The sequence below is a fragment of the Mycetocola zhadangensis genome (assembly GCF_003668565.1).
Classification (GTDB): Bacteria; Actinomycetota; Actinomycetes; order Actinomycetales; family Microbacteriaceae; genus Mycetocola_A; species Mycetocola_A zhadangensis.
The window spans coordinates 1,313,476-1,335,034 of the sequence record NZ_RCWJ01000001.1 but is presented as its reverse complement, the minus strand read 5'-3'; the positions used below and the strand labels follow the sequence as shown (position 1 = coordinate 1,335,034).

At 64.1% G+C, this 21,559-nt stretch carries 22 protein-coding genes, 1 tRNA gene and 1 pseudogene; 17 read left to right on the top strand and 7 right to left on the bottom strand.

Features of this window, described 5'->3' with window-relative positions:
* Positions 1–102: 102 nt before the first annotated feature.
* The 10 genes from D9V28_RS06425 (at position 103) to D9V28_RS06380 (ending at position 9,066) form a co-directional block, all read left to right on the top strand.
* Entirely contained in the window at positions 103–987 is an 885-nt protein-coding gene (locus tag D9V28_RS06425) for a ParA family protein (protein WP_121658803.1), read from the top strand.
* Positions 971–1,813 carry a segregation and condensation protein A gene (locus D9V28_RS06420; protein WP_121658802.1) on the top strand — a complete coding sequence of 281 codons (843 nt, stop codon included), beginning with the start codon at positions 971–973 and terminating at the stop codon, positions 1,811–1,813. The genes D9V28_RS06425 and D9V28_RS06420 overlap by 17 nt, the downstream gene beginning before the upstream one ends.
* A complete protein-coding gene (gene scpB, locus D9V28_RS06415) occupies positions 1,803–2,420 on the top strand; it encodes an SMC-Scp complex subunit ScpB (RefSeq protein WP_121658801.1) in 618 nt (205 codons plus the stop codon). Before D9V28_RS06420 ends, scpB begins: the two co-directional genes overlap by 11 nt.
* Before the next feature lie 88 nt (positions 2,421–2,508).
* Positions 2,509–3,303, top strand: coding sequence for a pseudouridine synthase (locus tag D9V28_RS06410; RefSeq protein ID WP_229727767.1), 795 nt, complete (start codon positions 2,509–2,511; stop codon positions 3,301–3,303).
* A gap of 7 nt (positions 3,304–3,310) precedes the next feature.
* Positions 3,311–4,402 (top strand): prephenate dehydrogenase, encoded by a 1,092-nt coding sequence (locus D9V28_RS06405; protein ID WP_121658799.1) that lies wholly within the window; start codon positions 3,311–3,313, stop codon positions 4,400–4,402.
* Between the two features lie 2 nt (positions 4,403–4,404).
* Complete coding sequence (cmk, locus tag D9V28_RS06400; RefSeq protein ID WP_121658798.1) at positions 4,405–5,073, top strand: (d)CMP kinase; 669 nt, start codon at positions 4,405–4,407, stop codon at positions 5,071–5,073.
* A gap of 101 nt (positions 5,074–5,174) precedes the next feature.
* The gene (der, locus tag D9V28_RS06395; RefSeq protein WP_371869997.1) at positions 5,175–6,632 is read left to right on the top strand and encodes a ribosome biogenesis GTPase Der; all 1,458 of its coding nucleotides are present in this window, start codon (positions 5,175–5,177) and stop codon (positions 6,630–6,632) included.
* Positions 6,633–6,667: 35 nt separating this feature from the next.
* A complete protein-coding gene (locus D9V28_RS06390; protein ID WP_121658796.1) occupies positions 6,668–7,558 on the top strand; it encodes an NUDIX hydrolase in 891 nt (296 codons plus the stop codon).
* 168 nt (positions 7,559–7,726) lie between these two features.
* Positions 7,727–7,954 (top strand): hypothetical protein, encoded by a 228-nt coding sequence (locus D9V28_RS06385; protein WP_121658795.1) that lies wholly within the window; start codon positions 7,727–7,729, stop codon positions 7,952–7,954.
* 152 nt (positions 7,955–8,106) lie between these two features.
* On the top strand, positions 8,107–9,066 hold the full coding sequence (locus tag D9V28_RS06380; protein ID WP_121658794.1) for a nucleoside hydrolase: 960 nt from the start codon (positions 8,107–8,109) through the stop codon (positions 9,064–9,066).
* Positions 9,067–9,159: 93 nt separating this feature from the next.
* Here the strand turns inward: D9V28_RS06380 and D9V28_RS06375 are convergent, their stop codons facing one another.
* The gene (locus tag D9V28_RS06375) at positions 9,160–9,756 is read right to left on the bottom strand and encodes a GNAT family N-acetyltransferase (protein WP_121658793.1); all 597 of its coding nucleotides are present in this window, start codon (positions 9,754–9,756) and stop codon (positions 9,160–9,162) included.
* A 72-nt stretch (positions 9,757–9,828) separates the two neighbouring features.
* On the opposite strand from D9V28_RS06375, the gene D9V28_RS06370 reads away from it, so the two are divergent.
* The gene (locus tag D9V28_RS06370; protein ID WP_121658792.1) at positions 9,829–10,284 is read left to right on the top strand and encodes a sigma-70 family RNA polymerase sigma factor family protein; all 456 of its coding nucleotides are present in this window, start codon (positions 9,829–9,831) and stop codon (positions 10,282–10,284) included.
* Positions 10,285–10,297: 13 nt separating this feature from the next.
* Here D9V28_RS06370 and D9V28_RS06365 read toward each other — a convergent pair whose 3' ends face one another.
* Genes D9V28_RS06365 through D9V28_RS06350 form a run of 4 tightly spaced genes read right to left on the bottom strand, consistent with a single transcriptional unit; the run spans position 10,298 to position 15,095 of the window.
* Positions 10,298–11,956, bottom strand: coding sequence for a glycoside hydrolase family 13 protein (locus D9V28_RS06365; protein ID WP_121658791.1), 1,659 nt, complete (start codon positions 11,954–11,956; stop codon positions 10,298–10,300).
* Between the two features lies 1 nt (position 11,957).
* On the bottom strand, positions 11,958–12,881 hold the full coding sequence (locus D9V28_RS06360; protein WP_121658790.1) for a carbohydrate ABC transporter permease: 924 nt from the start codon (positions 12,879–12,881) through the stop codon (positions 11,958–11,960).
* Positions 12,878–13,840 (bottom strand): carbohydrate ABC transporter permease, encoded by a 963-nt coding sequence (locus tag D9V28_RS16405; protein ID WP_147440926.1) that lies wholly within the window; start codon positions 13,838–13,840, stop codon positions 12,878–12,880. The genes D9V28_RS06360 and D9V28_RS16405 overlap by 4 nt, the downstream gene beginning before the upstream one ends.
* Before the next feature lie 25 nt (positions 13,841–13,865).
* Complete coding sequence (locus D9V28_RS06350) at positions 13,866–15,095, bottom strand: ABC transporter substrate-binding protein (RefSeq protein WP_121658788.1); 1,230 nt, start codon at positions 15,093–15,095, stop codon at positions 13,866–13,868.
* A 177-nt stretch (positions 15,096–15,272) separates the two neighbouring features.
* Here D9V28_RS06350 and D9V28_RS06345 point away from each other — a divergent pair, with 177 nt between their 5' ends.
* The 4 genes and pseudogenes from D9V28_RS06345 to D9V28_RS16245 form a co-directional block, all read left to right on the top strand.
* Entirely contained in the window at positions 15,273–16,535 is a 1,263-nt protein-coding gene (locus D9V28_RS06345) for an ROK family protein (protein WP_147440925.1), read from the top strand.
* Positions 16,536–16,612: 77 nt separating this feature from the next.
* Positions 16,613–16,686: transfer RNA gene (locus tag D9V28_RS06340), tRNA-Pro, on the top strand.
* Between the two features lie 180 nt (positions 16,687–16,866).
* A complete protein-coding gene (locus D9V28_RS06335) occupies positions 16,867–17,121 on the top strand; it encodes a helix-turn-helix transcriptional regulator (protein ID WP_229727741.1) in 255 nt (84 codons plus the stop codon).
* Between the two features lie 6 nt (positions 17,122–17,127).
* Positions 17,128–17,469 (top strand): annotated as a pseudogene (locus D9V28_RS16245) (tyrosine-type recombinase/integrase); the annotation flags it as partial.
* On the opposite strand, the gene D9V28_RS16240 reads toward D9V28_RS16245, so the two are convergent.
* Positions 17,458–17,634 (bottom strand): hypothetical protein, encoded by a 177-nt coding sequence (locus D9V28_RS16240; RefSeq protein WP_229727740.1) that lies wholly within the window; start codon positions 17,632–17,634, stop codon positions 17,458–17,460. The pseudogene D9V28_RS16245 and the gene D9V28_RS16240 overlap by 12 nt on opposite strands.
* Before the next feature lie 28 nt (positions 17,635–17,662).
* On the opposite strand from D9V28_RS16240, the gene D9V28_RS16235 reads away from it, so the two are divergent.
* Positions 17,663–18,316: a tyrosine-type recombinase/integrase gene (locus D9V28_RS16235; RefSeq protein WP_229727739.1), complete on the top strand. Its 654-nt coding sequence runs from the start codon at positions 17,663–17,665 to the stop codon at positions 18,314–18,316.
* 398 nt (positions 18,317–18,714) lie between these two features.
* On the opposite strand, the gene D9V28_RS06325 is transcribed toward D9V28_RS16235, so the two are convergent.
* A complete protein-coding gene (locus tag D9V28_RS06325; protein ID WP_183086440.1) occupies positions 18,715–20,133 on the bottom strand; it encodes a serine/threonine-protein kinase in 1,419 nt (472 codons plus the stop codon).
* Positions 20,134–20,373: 240 nt separating this feature from the next.
* Between D9V28_RS06325 and D9V28_RS06320 the strand changes: the two genes are divergently transcribed.
* Entirely contained in the window at positions 20,374–21,402 is a 1,029-nt protein-coding gene (locus tag D9V28_RS06320) for a pentapeptide repeat-containing protein (RefSeq protein WP_183086439.1), read from the top strand.
* Positions 21,403–21,559 lie beyond the last annotated feature (157 nt).

Sequence of the window (21,559 nt, the reverse complement as noted above, 5' to 3'; positions counted from 1 at the left end):
CGAAACAGCGGCTCTACGCGTGGCCGCGCGGCGGAATGGGGGTCGCCCGGTAGAATCGGAAGCTAAGCAAGTGCGAGAAACGATCGGAGCGGGGCAAGCCAGGTGGCCAAAACAAACGAAGAGCTCTTCTCGGTGGATGCACCGATCGAAAAGAAGGGCCCGACAGGTCGGACCCTTTCCGAGTTCGCCGTCCCAGCGCTCCTGAAGAGTCACGGCCCCGCCCGCATCATCTCCCTGTGCAACCAGAAGGGCGGCGTCGGAAAAACGACGACGACCATCAGCCTCGGAGCTGCCCTCGCCGACTACGGCCGCCGCGTGCTCTGCATCGACTTCGACCCGCAGGGTGCGCTCTCCGCCGGCCTCGGCGTCAACACCCACGACGCGCTCACCATCTACGACCTGCTGCTGTCCAACAAGCACCAGCCAACCGATGCCATCCAGCACACCAAGGTGGACGGCCTCGACATCATTCCGGCGAACATCGACCTGTCCGCGGCTGAAGTGCACCTCGTCAACGAGGTTGCACGCGAACAGATCCTTGCCCGCGTTCTTCGCAAACTGGCATCCGATTATGACGTCATCCTAATTGACTGCCAACCGTCACTCGGCCTGCTCACGGTCAACGCGCTCACGGCCAGCCACGGCGTGCTGATCCCGTTGGAGTGCGAGTTCTTCGCGCTGCGCGGTGTGGCCCTGCTCATCGAAACCATCGAGAAGGTCAAGGACCGGCTCAACCCGGCCATCGAGCTCGACGGAATCCTGGCCACGATGTTCGACTCGCGCACGCTGCACTCCCGTGAGGTGCTCGAGCGTGTTGTCGATGCCTTCGGTGACGACGTGCTCGAAACGGTCATCGGTCGCACGGTGAAGTTCCCTGACGCCAGCGTCGCAGGAACACCGATCACCGAGTTCGCCCCTGAGCACGCGTCGGCTCGCGCCTACCGCCAGCTCGCTCGGGAGCTGGTTGCGCGTGGCGCTGTCGCCTGACACCGCACAAGCGGCAACAGGTGCGCCCGGTCAGCCGCAGGGCTCGACCGGATTTCAGGTGGCACTCGGCAACTTCGAGGGGCCGTTCGACCTGCTGCTCTCGCTGATCACGAAGCACGAGCTCGACATCACCGAGATCTCGCTCTCGAAAGTGACAGACGAGTTCATCAGCTACCTGCGAAGCCTCGACTCCGCGGCCGAGATGGACCAGGCCAGCGAGTTCCTCGTTGTGGCCGCGACGCTGCTCGACCTCAAGATTGCCGGCCTCCTGCCGCAGGGTGAACTCGTCGATGCCGAGGATGTTGCGCTGCTTGAGGCGCGCGACCTGCTCTTCGCGCGACTGCTGCAGTACCGAGCGTTCAAGGAAGCATCCGCCTGGTTCTCGGGCAAGTTCGACGCCGAGTCGAATCGGCACGCCCGCGCTGTTCGGCTCGAGGAGAAGTTCCGCCAGCGCAAACCCGAGCTGGTCTGGACCGTCACCCTCGACGACTTCGCCGCCCTGGCAACACTGGCGCTCACCCCGCGCGAGATCCCGGTTGTCGGCCTCGAACACCTGCACGCCCCGCTGATCAGCATTCGGGAGCAGGCAGCGCACGTTGTCGCTCTGCTCAAGCACGGCGAACCGAGAACCTTCCGCCAGCTCATCGCCGGTGCCGACCAGAAGGGCGTCATCATCGCCCGGTTCCTGGCCGTGCTCGAGCTCTACCGCCGCTCAGCCCTCAGTTTCGAACAGCTCGAACCGCTCGGTGAGCTCACCCTGCGCTGGACGGCCGAGAACTTCACCGAAGAGACCCTGGCTAACCTGGGAGCAGACTATGACAACTGAGACACGGTTACCTGAAACGGATGCTCCTGACGTCGCGTCCGCAACGCCGCCGGCATCCGACATCGATCGGGCACTCGAAGCCATCCTGATGATCGCGGATGAACCGCAGAGCGTCGTCAGCCTGGCAACGGCTCTCCGCTCCCCGGTGAAGGCCGTGCACGCTGCCATCGACCGGCTGGTCGCCGACTTCGACGGCGTCGACGGCTCAGTGCGCCGCGGTTTCCAGCTGCGTGAGGTCGGCGGAGGGTGGCGCATCTACGTTCGCGACGAATACGACACGGTCGTCACCGACTTCGTGGCGAGCGAGAACCCCAGCAAGCTCTCGCAGGCGGCCCTCGAAACCCTCGCTGTCATCGCGTACAAACAACCCATCACCCGAGGTGCTGTCGCGTCGATCCGCGCGGTCAACGTTGATTCCGTCGTGCGCACCCTCGCCGGCCGAGGCCTCATCACCGAACTGTTCACCGACAGCGAGACCGGCGCCATCAACTACGGCACGACCGACGTGCTGCTGCAGCAGCTCGGCATCAACTCGATTGACGAACTTCCCCCCATTTCCCCCCTGCTCGCCGACGGCACCGAAGGATTCGACAGTGACTTCCGATAACACCACCCCTCCCGAGGACTTCGACGTCCCAGACGCCACCGAAACGGAAAAGCCCCGATTCGATCCGTTCGAGCCTGAGGGGGTTCGCCTGCAGAAGGTCCTGGCCGCTGCCGGCGTGGCATCCCGTCGTGTCTCCGAGCAGTACATCGTCGAGGGTCGTGTGCGCGTGAACGGCACGGTCGTGCGCGAACTCGGCCGCCGAATCGATCCGGAGAACGACCTCGTCGAGGTCAACAACGTGCCGGTGCAGCTCGACACCACCAAACGCTACGTCGTGCTCAACAAACCGGTCGGTGTTGTCAGCACCATGGCAGACGAGCGCGGCCGCGCCGACCTCACCCAGTACACCGAGGGGTACGAGGAACGCCTGTTCAACGTCGGACGCCTCGACGCCGAGACGAGCGGTCTGCTGATCCTCACCAACGACGGCGACCTCGCGCACATGCTTGCGCACCCGTCATTCGGAGTGCTCAAGACGTACATCGCCAAGGTCTCTGGTCGGGTCACAGCGCAGGACATCTCAACGCTCACCCGCGGTATCGAACTCGAAGACGGTGTCATCGCCGCAGACAAGGCTCGCCTGCTCGCCGGTCAGAGCACCGGCGACAGCAGCCTCGTCGAACTCACCCTGCACTCCGGTAAGAACCGCATCGTGCGGCGGATGCTCGCGGCCATCGGCCACCCCGTGCTCGAGCTGGTGCGTCGTCAGTTCGGCCCGGTCAGCCTCGGCACCCTCCGCCCTGGCCAGACCCGCGAACTGACTAAAGTTGAACTCGGTGAGCTCCTGACGATCTCGCGGGAGGTCACCAAACTCGACAAAGCCGAGCGTGACGCCGAGAAGGCCGTCGCCCGCGCTGCCGCAGAATCCGACTCCTCCGAATAGAGCACTCGTGAGTATCATCCCGTCCCGGTTGACCGGCTCGGTCCGCATCGTCGGCGCCGGGCTGCTCGGCGCGAGCATCGGCCTCGCGTTGCGCGAAAACGGCGTCGACGTGATCCTCGCCGACGCCTCACCGGCTCAGCTGAGGCTCGCCGTCGACTACGGCGCCGGCCGGGTCGAGCGCGAGGATGACGCACCAGGTCTCGTGATCGTCAGTGTGCCACCGGATGTCACGGCGAACGTGATCGAGGATGAGCTCGCTCGATTCCCTTCCGCTGTGATCACGGACGTGGCCAGCGTCAAACTCGAGCCCTACCTCGCCCTTGTTCACCGCGGAGTCGACCTGACGCGGTACATCGGATCGCACCCGATGGCCGGGCGGGAACGCGGGGGAGCGATCTCCGCTCGCGCCGACCTCTTTCTCGGCCGTCCCTGGGTGATCTGTCGCGACGAGGAGACGCCACCTGAGGCGCTCGCCCTGGTTGAGGACCTCGCCCTGGACCTGGGTGCAAGCCCAATCGAGATGACACCGGAAGAGCACGACAGTTCAGTCGGACTCGTCTCACACGTGCCGCAGCTGGTCGCGAGCGTCCTGGCAAAGCAACTGGTCTCCGCGCCGAACTCTGCGGTGCGGCTCACCGGGCAGGGGCTTCGGGACACCACACGCATCGCGTCTGGCGCACCCGAACTCTGGGTGCAAATCCTGGCGTCGAATGCAGCGCCCGTCGTCGAGATGCTGGACACCTTCGCTGCCGACCTCGCGAGGGTGACCGACGCGCTCCGCGAACCTGACGCTCCCGGCGCGCGCCGCGCGATCGCAGACACCATCGCGGCAGGCAACAGCGGTGTTGCCCGGTTGCCTGGCAAACACGGGCAGGACCGCCGTTACGAAACCATCGTCGTTATGGTCGACGACACCCCAGGCCAACTAGGCAAACTCCTCACCGAACTCGGTGACATCGGAGTGAACATGGAAGACCTGCGACTGGAGCACTCACCTGGTGCCCAGATCGGCCTCGCCGAGATCGCCGTTCTTCCCGAGGTCCAGCAGCGCGCCATCGATGATCTCGAGGCACGCGGCTGGCGGATTGCGAGCACGTAAGAGTGACGAAAACAGTAGTAGCCGTTGACGGCCCAGCGGGCAGCGGAAAATCGAGCGTCTCCAAGGCAGCCGCGAAACGCCTCGGCTTCGCCTACCTCGACACCGGTGCGGCGTACCGGGCACTGGCGTGGCACGTGCTCGATTCGAGCGTGAACCCTGACGAGGCTCCCGCGGTGATCGCCTCGCTGGCGAGCTTCGACTACGCCATCGGAACGGACCCTGATGGTTACGGCGTGCGGGTGGGGAAAACCGACGTGACGAACAGCATCCGTGAACCGCGTGTCTCTGCCGCTGTGAGTGCTGTCGCCCGTGTTCCTGAGGTGCGTGCCCACCTCACCGCGCTGTTCCGCGACATCATTCAGCACACAGAAAAGCGGGGAATCGTCGTTGAGGGACGCGACATCACCACGGTGGTCGCCCCGGACGCGACAGCCCGCATTCTGCTCACAGCCAGTGAAGAGGCTAGAATGTCAAGACGCTCTGCAGAACTTGCGACTGAGTCGGCTTCCGACGTTGCAATCGCGTTGCAGAAGCGTGATCGCGCGGATTCCCGCGTTGTCGACTTCATGACTGCAGCGGATGGCGTTGTCACTGTCGATTCCACCAACCTGAACTTTGACGAGACCGTCGATGCCGTACTCGACGTGATTCGAACCTCGCAAGAAAAGTAGATCGATCCCGCAACCGCGGAGCACGATCGCAGAGAGAGACAACCATGGCTGACGCCTTTGACGAAGACACCACAGACACCGACGATCGTCTCGTCGAGCGCATGAGCGACATCGACGAGGAGCTAGCCTCCCGTCGTGCCGAAGCGCTGCGCACCGGACTCGACGACTACGACCTCGAAGACGACGACCTCGAGATCCTCGGGTCGATCACCGACGACCCCGACGCGATCCGCTATCTGCCGGCCCTGCCGGTGCTGGCGATCGTCGGTCGCCCGAACGTCGGCAAGTCGGCGCTCGTCAACCGTATTCTCGGCCGCCGCGAGGCCGTCGTTGAGGACACCCCGGGTGTGACTCGTGACCGCGTCAAGTACAAGGCAGAGTGGAACGAACGCCAGTTCACCCTCGTCGACACCGGCGGATGGGAGCCGGACGCCAAGGGCATCGACGCCTCGGTCGCAGCCCAGGCCGAGGTCGCCATCGACCTGTCCGACGCCGTACTCTTCGTGGTCGACGCCAACGTCGGCGCGACAGCAACTGACGAGCACGTCGTGCGGATGCTGCGGAAGATCGACAAGCCCGTGTTCCTCGTTGCCAACAAGGTTGATGACGTGCGCCAGGAGCCGAACGCCGCATCGCTGTGGTCGCTCGGACTCGGCGAGCCGTACCCGGTCTCTGCCGTCCACGGTCGCAACGTCGCCGACCTGCTCGACCTCGTCATGACGAAGCTGCCCGAGATCTCGGCAGTGGCCAAGGAAGAGGTCGGCGGACCGCGTCGCGTCGCCATCCTCGGCCGCCCGAACGTCGGCAAGTCGAGCCTTCTGAACAAGGCAGCTGGCGAAGAGCGCGTTGTTGTCAACGAACTCGCCGGAACCACCCGTGACCCGGTCGACGAGCAGGTTGAGATCGGTGGCAAGGTGTGGCGTTTCGTCGACACAGCCGGTATCCGCCGTCGTGTGCACCTGCAGCAGGGTGCTGACTTCTACGCCACCCTCCGCACAAGCGCCGCGTTGGAGAAGGCCGAAGTGGCCGTCGTCATGCTCGACGTCTCAGAGCCGATCAGCGAGCAGGACGTTCGCATCATCGACCTCGTCCTCGAGTCAGGTCGTGCCCTCGTTCTCGCCTTCAACAAGTGGGACCTCCTCGACGACGAACGTCGCCGTTACCTCGAGCGTGAGATCGAGCAGGACCTGGCGCACGTCGCCTGGGCGCCGCGCGTCAACATCTCCGCCCGCACCGGTCGCCACATGGAGAAGCTGGTACCTGCTCTCGAGCTCGCTCTCGAGTCGTGGGACACCCGCCTCCCGACAGGCAAGTTCAACGCGTTCCTCGCCGAACTCACCGCAGAGCACCCGCACCCCGTTCGTGGTGGCAAGCAGCCGCGCATCCTGTTCGGCACCCAGGCCTCGAGCCGCCCGCCGACATTCGTGCTCTTCACCACAGGCTTCCTCGACCCGGGTTACCGCCGCTACATCCAGCGTCGGCTCCGCGAGGTCTACGGATTCGAAGGCAGCCCGATCAACGTCAACATGCGCGTGCGCGAGAAGCGCAAACGGTCATAAACCGTTGAGGGCGGCGAAACTCGTGAGAAGCTGAAATGGTGACGAGCGAGTTCCTGCCGCCTGCCCCGCGCAATTCGGGTGATGCCTGGGTGCACGCCGAAGACGGCTCCAAATACTGGGGCCGGTTCGGTGCGGCCGGGCTGCTCGTCGTCGATCCCGATCGCGGAGTACTGCTCCAGCACCGTGCCCTGTGGAGCCACTTTGGTGGCACGTGGGGCTTGCCCGGTGGCGCACGCCACGAGGGTGAGAGCGCCGTCGACGGTGCGATTCGTGAGGCGAACGAAGAAGCTGATGTGCCGACGGATGCTCTTCGGCCCCGCTTCTTCACAACTCTTGATCTCGGGATCTGGTCCTACGTCACGGTTGTCGCCGACGCGGTAACGTCGTTCGAACCCCGGATCGCTGACCCCGAGAGCCTCGAGGTGCGGTGGGTTCCGCTCGACGAGGTGGATGACCTTCCCCTCCATCCCGGATTCGCCTCGTCGTGGCCGGCGCTTCGCCGCGACCTCGAGCGTCGACCGATTCTCGTCGTCGACATGGCCAACGTCGTCGGTTCGCGCCCGGACGGCTGGTGGAACGACCGCGCCGGAGCCGCAGAGCGGTTGGGATCGCAGCTGCAGGCGCTGGCGGCAACCGGTGTCGACGCGGAATCGCTCAACCTTCCCCAGTCGCACTGGTGGCCGGACGTCCTCGCCGTACTCGAGGGACGGGCGAACGAGGCTTCCCTTTCCGAAACCGACCGCTTGCGGGTCGTGCGAGCGTCCACGGACGGGGACTCCCGAATCGTGAGCGAGGTGCGACGTTTGACCGCCCAGCCCGGGGCATCCGTTCTCGTCATCACAAGCGATCGGGCCCTGCGGGTGCAGGTAGAGGCGCTTGGCGCGACCACCCGGGGGACCGGCTGGCTGCTCGACCTGCTCGGCTGACCGGCGGGTGTGTCGCACGGAGGTCGGCGCGGGAGAAGGATGAAAGTGCCCGCGGCGATCCTTCGCTTGGTGCCATGTCCGTGCCTGTTTGGATACGGTGACCCTGCACCAGGTCGTCGTCGGTCTCGCTTCCACCTCGAGACCCTGCGTTAGGGCGGTGACGCCCGGTTGGAAGAGATTCTCGACCACAGCCCCGAGGTACCCTTGGGCGGAGCGGGGCGCTGGACGGCTGAATCGCGGATCGTCGACAAGCGGATCTGCCTCTTTGCCTCGCCCGAGGCATCCGTTCGAGTGGTCACAAACGACCGCGCGCTACGGGATCGCACCGAGGTGCTTGGCGTGACAACGTGCGGCACCGGCTGGCTGCTCGACCTGCTCGACTCGCCAACGTCCTGAAGCTCGTCGCTGGATCGTTTGCGAGATTTACAGGAGATGACACGATTATCAGGATGATCCTTCACATTCGATCCTGATTATCGTGCCATCACCTGCAAACCGGAGGTGTGCTGCCGCGAAGGGTGTCGAGCAGTGACTCGTAAGCTGGTTGAATGCGCACACTTCCGGTGATTCTTGACGTTGATACGGGTGTCGATGACGCTCTGGCCCTGCTTTTTGCCGTGAAACACCCGGCGATCGACGTACGTGCGGTCACGTGTGTTGCGGGCAACGCGTCGCTTGCGCAGGTGGTGGACAACACGCTGCGGATTCTTGACGCGGCTGGAGCCGGGTCGATCCCTGTTGCGGCTGGCGCCGTTCGCCCGCTGCTCGCGCCCGGACGTGTCGCTTCACACGTGCACGGAGCGGACGGACTCGGCGGGTTGACGTTGCCCCAGACCACGCGGGAGCCGGAGCCGGTGAGCGCTGTCGAGCTGATGCGGCGCACACTGATGGACAGCGACGAGCCGGTGACGCTGGTCGCGCTCGCTCCGCAAACGAACCTCGCGCTGCTGCTCCGCACCCACCCGGACGTGGTTGACCGGATCGAACGGATCGTCTTCATGGGCGGCTCGGCGAGCGTCGGTAACGCGACGGCCGTTGCGGAGTTCAACGTGTGGCACGACCCTGAGGCGGCAGCCATCGTGCTCGGATCCGGAATTCCGACGTTCATGTATGGACTCGATGTTTTCAACCAGGTCACCGTGGCCCAGGACACCGCTGCGGCGCTTGCGTCGAGCGGCTCGAACCTCGGCCAGGTGGTTGGGGCTCTTCTCGGCAATCGGGTGGCGCTGAGCGAGGACAGCTCGTTGGTGTACACCGGCCTGATCGGCGACGCCGGGGCGATCTGCGCTCTGGTCGATCCGGAGGCGCTCTCGATCGAGCGTCGCCCAGTGCGGGTGGAACTGGCTGGGTACGGTCGAGGTCAGACCGTTGTCGATCGACGTCGGTACTCGGGAGAGGACGCGATCCACGGAGGAGTCGGCGACTGGGCGGTTCTTGATGTGGCGCTCGATGTAGACGCGGCGCGATTCGCTCGCCTGTTCCTGGAAACTCTTGGCCTCGGAGCCTGAGCGAGACACACTCTCATTCAGCGAGGAAACACCTCGGGCGTGCGATTCGCGCGCTCTCTGCGAGTGCTCCGCCGAGGCGCGACCTCCGGGATGCTAATCGGTCCAGCGCAACTGCATCAACGCGCGACCGGGCGTCGGCCTCGCGACCTCCCGAAAACCGTTCGCAGTGAATTGCGAGACGATGCCGTAGTACAACTCCGCCGAGGAGATCTTCTCCCGCTGGGCCGGGTCGACGGGATACCCCTCGAGTACCCGTGCTCCGTGAGCGCGAGCGTGCTCGGCCGCTGCGGCCAACAGGGTGGTCGCGATGCCCTTTTTGCGAAAGCCGACCCGCACGACGAAGCATGTCACAGCCCAGACGGTCGGGTCGTCCACGGGCTCGGGGCTCGCTTGCACCACCTTCCCGCGGCCGAGCCGGGGATAGTTGATGCGTGGTTCGACGGCACACCACCCGACGGGCTCGTCGCCGAGGTAAGCGATAAGCCCCGGCGGAGGGCTGAGCTCGCGCACCTGTTCTTTGAGCAGCGGCTCACAGGTGTCGCGGCTCGCCGTCTTCCACTCGGCATTGTCCATCTTGAAGTACTGGCACCAGCAACTGGACGGGTCGCCGCGCGTTCCGAACACCGCCTGCGTGTCTCGCCACGGAGCATCCGTCACCGGAATCACTGCGATGTTCGCACCCTCTTCCATGCCGGAAGCCTAAAGCGTATAAAGGACACCGGTCCACTCTTGTGGGCCGCGCGCAGGGAGCTGAGGTGTTCGATGTCACTGACATCCGCGGAACGACTCTGGATTGACCGAAGGGGTGCGACGCCGTGGGCGCTGACCTGGGAATGGTTGGCTCGCCCGGCTCACTATCGAGCGGTTCGAAACCTGCGTCTGGCTGCCGAGAATTCAGACACCAATCGTCTCGCGTCTCTTCTCGACCCGGACGTCGCTGTTGTCGTTGACGGGAGCGACGGGGGAGCCCAGTCGATTCGAGTGGTGGCGGGCAGGCACGATGTGACTGCACTCCTGCTCTACGGGGTGGGGCAGCAGGAGGGTCGGTTCGCGGTGGAACGCTCTGTCAACGGGCAGGCCGGCCTCGTTCTCAGTCAGGACGGTCAAACGACCGCGGCCGTCACTGTCGATTTCAGCGGACGGCTGGTGAGCGTGGTGTGGGTGAAACTGAACTCGACAACGTTGCGTCACTGGAACACGGTGTGGCCGGGCGTGTGAGGAGTGCCGGAGGTCAGCTGAACGGGAGCGGCGCGGCGCTCTGCTGAAGCCACACCGTCGTCTCGCCAGGAACTCGTCCGGCAGGGAGCGGGCTGCTCGAGAGCAGTACCGTCCCGCGGGGCAGCTCGATCTCGTCCGTGCCGAAGTTCATCACGACCTCCCAGCCGTTGGGGCGACGGAACCGCACCACGTCGCGCGGCGAGTCGAGCCATTCCAACGTTTCCTCGGTAAACAGCCGGCGCCGCAGCTCAAGTGCCCGGCGATACAGGGCGAGCGTCGAGCTCGGGTCAAATTCCTGAACCGAGACGGCGACCGACGCGAAGTCGTCGGGTTGCGGCAGATGAGCCGAGGCGGTTCCAAATCCAAACGACGGTCGGTTTGGCGTCCACGGCAGCGGAACACGGCATCCGTCCCTGCCAATCTCGACGCCGGGGTTGCGGAAGAACGCCGGGTCCTGGCGCCGGTCCGGCGGAATGTCGGCGACCTCGTGGAGACCAAGCTCTTCGCCCTGGTACAGGTACGCCGAGCCGGGCAGCGCGAGCTCGAACAGGGTGGCGGCGCGTGCACGACGAAGTCCGCGATCAGCATCGAGAACGGGGGAGACACCGCCGGTGAGCAGCCAGGCGTGACCGGGCTTCTCCCTCGGCTGGGTCGGTTCGGGCAGCCCGTACCGTGTTGCATGTCGAACGACGTCGTGATTCGACAGGACCCAGGTCGTTGACGACCCCGACAGCGCTGCCAAGGCGAGGTTGTCCTCGACAACGGAACGGAAGGCATCCGCTTCGAAATTCGCCTGCAGAAGATCAAAATTGAAGGCCTGGCCGAGTCCTTCAGGGCTTGCGTACCGGGGGATCCGGTGCGACTCGACCCACGCCTCGGCGACGGCGGTGCGGGGCGGTGAGTACTCGTTGAAGACGGTTCGCCACTCGGCGTAGATGTCGTGCACCTCGTCCCGATCCCAGAGCGGGTGGCCCCCGTTGTTCTTCGGGAACGCGTCGAGGTCGGCCTGGCTGGGCAGGTTCCGGTCGAGTTGTTTGGCCAGACCGTGGGCGACGTCGATGCGGAAACCGTCGACACCGCGGTCGGACCAGAACCGCAGGGTTTTGAGGAAGTCGTCGCGCACCTCGCGGTTATCCCAGTTGAGGTCGGGTTGCTCGGTCGCGAAGTAGTGCAGGTACCACTGGCCGTCGCCGACGGGCTCCCAGGCCGGTCCGCCGAATGCGCTGGTCCAGTCGGCTGGCGGGAGGGCTCGATCCGGCCCGAGGCCGTCGCGGAAGATGTACCGCTTGCGGGCAGCCGAGCCGCGAGGGGATGCGAGTGCCTCGACGAACCACTCGTGCCTGTTCGACGTGTGATTGGGCACGATGTCGACGATCAAACGGATACCGACGGCGTGCAGCTCGGTAATGAGGTCGTCGAAATCGGCCAGCGTGCCGAGCCGAGGGTCGACGTCGCGATAGTCATCGACGTCGTATCCGCCGTCGGCCAGGGCGGACGGGTAAAACGGGCTCAGCCAGATCGCATCGATGCCGAGCGAACTGAGGTAGGGAATACGAGAACGGATGCCGGGAAGGTCACCAATTCCATCGCCGTTGGCGTCGGCGAAGCTGCGCGGGTAGATCTGATAGACGACAGCCTGGCGCCACCACGTGGCATCCGTTTCTCCTCCCATCTCAGCCCTTCACCGCGCCCTGTGTGACGCCTTCCATCACCCAGCGCTGGGTGAAGACGTAGACGATGATGGCTGGAGCCATTGCCATCAGGTACGACGCGAACGACACGTTGTAGTTGCTGCTGAACTGCGTTTGGAAGATGCTCTGCACGACGGGGATCGTCTGCTGGCTCGCGTCGGCGATGATCAGCGACGGCAGCATGAAGTCGTTCCACGAGGCCAGGAAGGCGAAGATCGCGACCGTCGCGCTCATCGGTGCGAGCAGCGGGAAGATCAACTGCCAGAAGGTCTGCCAGGTGGTTGCGCCGTCGATGCGGGCGCTTTCCTCCAGTTCGAGGGGAATCGACCGCAGGAACGCCGTGAACAGCAGGATGCTGAACGACAGCTGGAACATGATGTGCAGGATGGTGACGCCGACGGGGTTTGCCAACCCGACCAGGCCGGTGAGCTGGATCTGGGGGAGTGCGATGACCGTGAATGGCACGAACATGGCTGCGAGCAGGTAGAAGAACGACCAGCGGAACAGGCGGCGATCCCAGTTGCGCACGATGGCGTAAGAGGCGAGGGAGGCCAGGAGCACAGTGCCGACCACTGTTGCGATCGTGACCAGGGTGGTGATGGTGAAGGTGACCGGGAAGTTGGTGAGTTCCCACGCCTCGGCGAAGCCGGAGAGGTCGATCGGAGCTGGAAGCGAGAGCGCGTTGCCGTCAACGGACTGGGCCGACGTCTTCATCGACATCGAGATGGTGACGTACAACGGCAGCAGGACGGTCAGGGCGCACAGGAACAGGATGATCATTGTGGGCCAGTTGGTCTTCTCCTGCCCGACTTTGCCGCGCCTGCGGCGTGGCCCGGAACCGCTCCCTTTGTCGGCGGCGGCGGATCGCGCAGCGGGAGGTTCCGTGCGGATCTTTTCCTGCGTCATGAGAGCGCCGCCTTTCCGCGGGTGATCCGAAGCTGGATGATCGAGATGAGCACCGTGATGATGAAGAAGAGCGTCGCGTTCGCCATTTGATACGCGTAGTCACCGCCGGTGAAGCCGGTGAAGATGGTCATCGCAATGCTTCGGGTTGCAGTGCCTGGCCCTCCCTGAGTGAGGCCCACGATGACGTCATATGCATTCAGGTAACCCTTGAACCCGAGAATGATATTGATAATCACGTAGCCGGCCACGAGCGGGAGGGTGATGGAGCGAAGCCGGGTCCAGGCGCTTGCACCGTCGATGTCTGCGGCTTCGTAGACCTCTCCGGGAATGGACAGCAGCCCGGCGATGTAGATCAGCAGTGCGCCGGGGATCGACTGCCACGCTGTGACGATCACAATGGCGACCCACGCGAGGTTCTCGTTCGCGAGGATCGATTCCTGCATCCAGCCGATACCGGTCGCGGCTCCCAACGCGGGAAGCGAGTTCGCGAACAGGTACTTGAACACGTACGCGATGACGATGGCTGAGATGACCATTGGGATGACGAAAACAGCCCGCAGCGCGGCCTTCATTCGGATCCGCGAGGTGAGGGCCACCGCAAGGAGGAACGCGATGGCGTTGACAACGAACACCGTCACCACAGCGAAGCCGAAGGTGAAGAGGTAGCTGGAGAGGATCAGGGGATCGGAGAACACCGCGATGTAGTTGGTGATCCCGACGAGCTGCCAGTCGCCGAACCCGATGAAGTTCGTGAAGCTATAGAAGATCCCGACGAGCGCCGGAACCGTGATGGCAAGCGTGAAGAGAATGAGCGACGGCAGAAGGAACAGGTAATAGATTCGGTCGATCTTTGGTTTGCCTCTTCGGGTGTGCGACCCGGCGAGGTGGTCGTTCTGCCCGCCCGCCTTGCCGAGGAGAGTGCCTGTGGCGGCTGTGGCCGGGCCCATGGGAGTCGTCATGTTGTTGTCCTCCTGGTGCTTCGAGTTACTCGCGCAGGGCGAGGCGCGCCCAGTCGGCGTCGAGCCGACTCAGCGTCCCGTCGATGTCTGCACCGGTTGCGATGGCCTGGATGTAGTTGGCCGCGGGGATGCTGAGGTGGATGCGCTGTGACGCACCGAGGTAGAAGTCACCGTTTTCGTAGTACTCCTGCATGCCCAGGAGGCGTTCGTCCGTCGCGGGTGCGGCGTCTGTGGTGGTGCCGAAGCCGAGGAAGGTCGCGTTGTACTCGTCCATGATCTCCGGCTGCATGAGGAACGACACGAACTCTCGCGACGCCTCCTGGGCGTCACCGATCTCGGGAACCCAGAGTGCAAGGTCGAGGTTCACACGAACCTTGAGGTCATCGGGGTCGTTGGTGGCGGGCAACGGGAAGGTGCCGAGCTTGAGATCCTCGTTGGTCTTGGCAATCTCACCGAGCGCCCACGGACCCTGCATCAGCATGGCCGCTTCGCCGTTCGCGAAAGCGACGTTGCCGTCGCCGTAAGTGCGGCTTGGGGCGCTTTCATTCGAATAGGCCGCGAGCTCCATCATCTGCTCGACCGGATCCTTGAAATCCTTCGAGAAGGAAACCGGTGAATCCGGGCCAACCTCGGTGCCGAGTTCGTTCATCTGCTCGAAGAAGTCGACCAGGTCGACCGATCCGCCGACGGTGTAGTCGAACAGCCCCTGGGCGATCGTCCACGGCTCAGAGAACGTGCTGTAGATCGGCGTGATGCCCGCGTCCTGCAGAGTGTTGCAGACGTCGATCAGTTCGTCCCACGTTTCGGGGACCTCGAGACCGTTGTCTTCGAACATCTGCACGTTGTAGATGACGGATGCCGCTGCAACCGAATAGGGAAGCACACTGGTGCGCCCCGGATACGTCGCGTACTGATCGGCGAGCTCCTGAACGTCTGGACGGATGCGGTCGGCTTCAGGCATGTCGGAGAGGTCCGAGAGCGCGCCGCGCTCCATGAAGCGCGACATCTCCATGTTGTAGTTGAGCAGACCGACATCGGGTGGGTCGCCTCGGAGGAATCCCGCCGAAAGATTAGAGGCCGTATCGAGGGTGACGCGAACGTCAGACTGTTCGGCGTTGAACTCCTTCACCAGGTCGCGGAAGAACCCGATCGCCTCCGGTTTGCTCATGTGGAAGGTGATCTCGGTCGGGCCGCTGCCGGCGTTGGCGCACCCGGTGAGCGAGAGCGCCGTGGCGGCCATCATTGCGACGGCCATACCGATTCGGTCGCGGAGTGCAGTTCTGCGAATCACGACATTGTCTCCCTTGACAAATGAGGTGGGTGGCGCTTTTGGGGGATGTCGCTTCCCGCCGCCCAGCGGGATCATTAAATCTAGGTTGCAAATCTAATGGTGTCGTAAATCATCCGCCTCTCGCACAGAAAGGTCAAGACTTTGACTTCGAGCGTTACCGCGTCGTCACCTCAGGTGCTCCGCACGCTCAACGCGCGCGGAATCCTCGAGCATGCGTGGGGAACGCAAGCTTTTACGGCGACGGATGCGATGGCATCCGTCGGTCTTACGCGCTCGACGGTCATCGGTGTGTGTGACGAACTCGTCGAGAAGGGGTGGCTGGACGAACTCGGCGACGGTCGCGAGTTTCTTGCTGCGCGAAAAGGGCGGCCGGCGCGCCGGTACGCGCTGCGCGACCGCGCGGCGTTTGTGGTCGGGATCGATGCCGGGTACGACCGCATGGTTGCACGAGTGGCCGACCTGCGCGGCACCGTTGTGGGGAGTGCTGACGTGACGATTCCTGCGCGCTCACCGCAGAGCGTAGAGAGGGCCGCCGACGGTGCGGAACGGAAACGGCTGGTCCACGAGGTGTTTGAGCGGGCGCTCCGATCGGCAGGCATCGACAGTTCGAGTTTGTTGGCGATCACTTTGGGAGTGCCAGCGCCCGTCGATGAGGTCGGCCGTTCGCCGGAGGGGAAGAACGGTTTTTGGGGTGTGATGAATCCCGATCTGGGGCGAGCCTTCGCCGGGCTCGCACCTCTTGTGACGGTCGAGAACGACGCCAATCTCGCGGCGCTTGCCGAACGGGCGGCTCCCGGCGGCCAGGGTCGGGAGGTGAGCTCGTACATCTCGATGCTGGTCGGGGAGGGCATCGGTTCGGGTTTGATGATCGACGGGCGACTCGTTCGCGGACGGCGGGGTGGTGCCGGCGAGATGCGGTTTCTCGACTACGTCGATGGGGTTGGGTCTGCGGACGGGCTGGCGTTACAGGCACGGCGGTGGGCGAGTGAGGCGATTGCCTCGGGGCGGGCGGCTGAGGACACCCCGCTCGGGTGGCTGAAACCAGAGACCCTGACGGAGCGCGACGTGGCCCAAGCGGCGGAGGCCGGGGACCCCGTCGCCCGCGCGATCTTGGATCGGCTAGCCGAGCGGCTTGCCCGCATCTGCATCGTGCTCAGCGACTTGCTCGACGTCGACCGGGTGATCATCGGGGGAGCGGTCTCCAGTTCGTTGCCGACCGTGATCGACGTCGCCGCGCGGCTCATCGCCGAGAGTGGTGACCCGACGGCGCCCGAGCTGTTTGCGTCTGCTCTCGGCGGTGCTGCCGTCAGCGCAGGGGCTGTTGAGCACGCGTTGTCTCTGGTGCGGGAGCGTGCGCTTGACCTGCAGCCCTCCGCGCGAGAAATCGGTGAGCCGGCGGTCTGAGCGGGCGGCGACCGTGACAAAAGCATTGTCGTTTGTCCTGTAGCATTGACGAGGTCGTCCGCGAGGAAGACTGGTCGCGGGCTGTGGCGCAGCTTGGTAGCGCACTTGACTGGGGGTCAAGGGGTCGCAGGTTCAAATCCTGTCAGCCCGACCGAATGTCCCGGAAACTCAAGGGTTTCCGGGACTTTTTTGGTTAGAGATTTGATTAAGTCATCACTACGTCACCACTTTCACCCCGTTCGAGCCGCTGAACCGGCTTTGTCGTCCGGGGCCCTGAGGTCAATATCGGACCCTCCCGAATGTTCAGGATCGTGGTGCACACCTTCTGGGCATGAGTATCCACGACGAACACCCAACCCTTCCTTCCACCGACGACTGGGGTCTCGAGCCCCTGATGGACGTCCACGAGCTGGCGGCCTACCTGGGCATCCCGATCTCCACGGTCTACGACTGGCGTGTGCACGGCAAAGGCCCCGCCGCCTACCGGTTCGGCAAACACTTGAAGTTCGCGATCTCCGACGTGCGCGACTGGATCGCCCAGCAACGCGAACCCACCAGCGGGCCCAGGCGCATCGATCGGCGGTGAGCTGAGATGCCCCGGCAGCGGTTGGCGATCGGCACCTTCGGCGACATCAGCATTCACACGTCGCCGACCGGTCGATATGTGGCGCGGACCCGCTACCGCGACTGGGACGGTCACGCCCGTCTGGTGCAGGCCAGCGGCACCACCGCCAGGGCCGCAGAACGGGCGCTGAAGAGCAAGCTTGCCGACCGGGACCTGTTCCAACCCGCCGACACGAGGCTCACGCCGGACAGCCTGTTCAAGGACCTCGTGACCTACTGGCTGGAGGACGTTGATTCGGAGGGCCGGATCTCCCGGACCACCCGGAACCTCTACGAGCGCAACATGCGTACCCTCGTCTCACCGGCCTTCGACCACCTCACCCTGCGCGAGATCGGCGTCGCCCGGTGCGACCAGTTCATCAAACAGCTGGCGAAGATCTCCTACAGTCGCGCCAAGCAGGCCCGGGTCGTGTTGCGGCTCGCCCTGGAACTGGCGGTGCGGCACGAGGTCCTCCCGCGGAATCCGATGGACCACGTCTCCCGCCTCTACCGTGAGCCACACCGTGCCCGACGCACTCATGGCCCCCGAGGTGAACATGATCCGCGCGGCGATCGCCCAGTGGGAGGGCGCCGCCGACCACACTTCCGGGCCGAAGCCCGACGGCCAGCTCGGGGCGATCATCGAGGTGATGCTCGGGACCTCAGCACGGATCGGCGAGGTGCTGGCCGTCCACCGCCGGGACGTCGACATCACCAGCGCTGTGCCCTCAATCCGTCTGGCCGGCACGATCGTCAGTCGGAACGGCGAGCAGACGTTCCGGCAGGACCACCCGAAAACCGCCAGGTCCACCCGCGTAGTTGCGATCCCCACCTTCACCGCCGACGCGGTCCGCCGACGGCTCGCCAAGGTCGGGAGCCTGGGCCTGGACGCATTGCTGTTCCAATCCCGGGACGGCACCCCGCTGACCACCGCGAACGTGCGCCGACAACTGCGACAGGTACTCGAGGGGGCGGGCATCAAGGGAGTGACCCCGCACATGTTCCGCCGCACGGTCGCGACTGCGGTCAACACCAACGCCAGCATCGAGCTCGCCTCAGAGCTGCTCGGCCACACGGACACAAAGATCACGGTGCAGCACTACATCCAGCGCAGCGAGATGGTGAACCCGGCCACCGCCGCGCTCCTCGACCGGGCGTTTCCGAAGGATGATGAGTGAACGCGGTGCTGCCACGGTGGCAGCACCGTTCTACCAGGGATTCGCCGCTTCTCAGCGGATCATGTCCGGGTCATCGCGGTGCCGCCACGGTGGCGGCACCGCGTCTTCTAGGGTTTTGTTGGCGAGCGTCGACCACGGATCACGGTGGTGCCACAATGGCACCACCGACTCTTCTGGAGTTGTACCGAAAGCTCGAGGATCCGGTCGTTGATGTAGCGTGCGCGCCTCCTCAGATCTACCTTCCATTGTGCGCCGAGGATCGACGGTTCGCAATCGCTCCATCCGCGGAAGCGGAACGAGACACCGACGCGTCATGCGGGCGCAAGCTAGCGGCACGGTCAGCGGTCAGTGTCGGTAGTAGGCGCATCCACGCTCGAAAACCGAGCAGTACACCTTCTCTACCGCCGACGCAATGGCCGGTTCGTGTTCCCGTCCGGGAGCTGGCTTAGCCGCGGGAAACGCCCGGACGCGGCCTGACCAAAACGCTCCGCCCAGGAGTCAACGAACAGGTCTAGGTCCCCGACGTCAAGAGGGACAACGCCATACCCGAGTTGAAGCCGACCGAGCCCACCTTGGAATACCCCGAGCCCTTCGCTGGGCTGAACCGCACGAGGCTGGTTATTGAAGTCAGCACCCATAGTCTGCATGAAGCCCAACTCGAACCACGAATATGAATGCTCGGCTTCGAAGTCGGCGAAGTAGAGCGAGTGCGAACGGGAACGAGTGCGACCGCTGTCCTCGAGCCGGATGTGGCCGTACGCGATCACGTCGAACGGCGACGACTCGCTGCCGGAGAAGTCAGATAGGCCAGAAATGATTAGGCGCGCGTGCCCCAGCGCGAGCGTCGCGCCACCGTCGCGTGAGCGAGATACCTCGGTCGCCGGGGCACTGTCGGAGATGAACTCGACTACCTCCTCTATCAGCGCCGCGTAGCCACCGCGGCAGCTGTCCGCCAAAGCTTCCCTGCGCTCGCGTTCCGTACGAACGGTCTCCGCGGCGGCTTGCTCGGCGGCACGAGATTGCAGGACTGCCGACTGCGCAGCGGCGAGGGCGCTGCCGCCACGTGTTGCAGCTTCGGCCCCAGCCCGTCGAAGCCGGTCGATGAGATTCCCCGCCGCGGGACGAGCTCCGGGCGCTTTGCTCAGAGACTCGCTCACAATCCAGGACAGCTTTCGGCTGCCGGGCAGGAGGTCCGGCACAGTGCTCAGGTGTTGGTCGCGTAAAACGTCATGCGAGCCAGTGAATGGACGCTGACCGGCGAGCAGTTCGTATGCGATGACACCGAACGCATAGACATCTGTCGCCGCAGTCGCGCGCTCGTACCGCCACTGCTCGGGCGCGGCATAGGCGGCAGTGAAGGAGAACTTTCGCGTATCGCCAGCGGTCGCAGCGTCAGCGTACCGCGCGATTCCGAAGTCGCACAGCGCCCAAGTTCCATTGAGAAAGAGGACGTTTTCTGGCTTGATATCGCGATGAACTACTACCGGCGCGATGACATTCAGGGCCTCGGCCAGATCTGTGAGTATGGCAATCGCCTCGCCTGCGCTAACGCCAGCGTTGATCTTCTGCCGAAGCGAGTAGTCCGCACGCGGCATGTACAGCACGAACGAATCGGGCGTCTCCTCGACGCGCAAGATTGGGACGACGTGGGGCGAGCTGGGTGCGTCCTGTGCGATGAGCTGTTCGCGCGTCGCACCTTCCGCTTTGGGCACGACCTTGGCCGCGAGCTGATCCGTACCTGGCCCATAAGCCGCGTATACCTCACCGAATCCGCCGCTGCCGATCGATTTACCGGAGTCCCATCCCCATTTAGTCACGAGACGAACATATCTGAACTTTATGTCGCGGCAGTTGATAAGCGCTCTCTTGCACTATGAGCCCGTCCAATTCGACATGAAGTTGGAGGGGCCGGTCGCGCGGCGGCGGCAGCTCCAACAAAGTGTGCATCGGTATACCAATACGATCTGCATATGACAGTAATTCCCGAGCCGCCTGTGCCTCACCCTGGCCAATGGCACCGGACTTGGCCGTGGTTGTGTGCGTCCCTATTCGTCCTCGTGTCGATCCCGCTGATCTTGTGGGCACCGGCCTGGATGGTGTTTGGGGCGTTCCCGTGGAACCACACCACGGATTCTACGAGCGTGGAGTGGGCCAACGCGCTCACCGCAGCTCGGCAATCAGTCCTGTGGACCCTCGGAGGTTTGGTAGCGCTAGTCGGTGTGGTGCTCTCCTTGTATCGAAACAGGCGTGAGCATCTCAGCGTTCAGTTGGAACAGCACCGCCAGTTCCTCGACAAAGATCGGCAGAGGCTGGAGAGTGACCGACATTGGACCAGCCGGTACACCGACGCGATAGGCCAACTGGGTGACGTCAAGTCTGTGTCCGTCAGATTGGGCGGCATTTACGCTTTGGAGCGTCTGGCCTCAGAGGCAGCTGTGGCTGACCGCCAAACCATTTTGGACGTTTTGGCGGCCTATCTGCGCGAGAGCGCCAGCATGGAACACCAGAAGGGGCATCTTCCGCCTCCAACCGAGGACGAAATGTCGACCGACACAGCAGCGGTTGCGACGGTATTGGCACGGCTGACGCAGTCCCATGAAAACGCTGGGTACTGGAACATCAATCTTCACGGTGTGGACCTGCATGGGGCCAACCTTGAAGGGGCTCGGCTCCCGAGCGCGCACTTGGATTATGCAAACCTGGAGCACGCGAATCTTCGGTTTGCTGTGCTGGAAGACGCCGGCATGCATTTCGTTCGCCTCACGGACGCGGACCTTCACAATGCGAATTGTCGGGGAGCGCATCTCCCCGACGCCGCCCTCAGCGGAGCATCACTAGGCTCTGCCGACCTCAGCAATGCCTACCTGAATAGATCGGACCTGAGCCGGTCACACCTTAGTCATGCGACACTGACTGGGGCGAACCTGTCTGGGGCTATATTCGATGGCGCTCACCTGAACGGTGCAGACTTGAGTCAGGCCACAGGAACAACATTTGAACAGCTGGAAGCAGCGGAAATGTGGGATGAATCGACCAGATGGCCAGATGGGCATACCCCGTCGATTCCCGCTAAGACTGGTTCGTGATCGACACAGACCGTGTTGGCGCACCGCGGTGACCGTTAGCGCGCTCGCGTAGACGGCAACCCGGGACGTTCTCCATGTGCGACGGCGGCGCGGATCCTTTGGGGGCAAATTTGTTCGCCGAGACGAACCCGCAAGGGCACACGATCGACCGATTCGT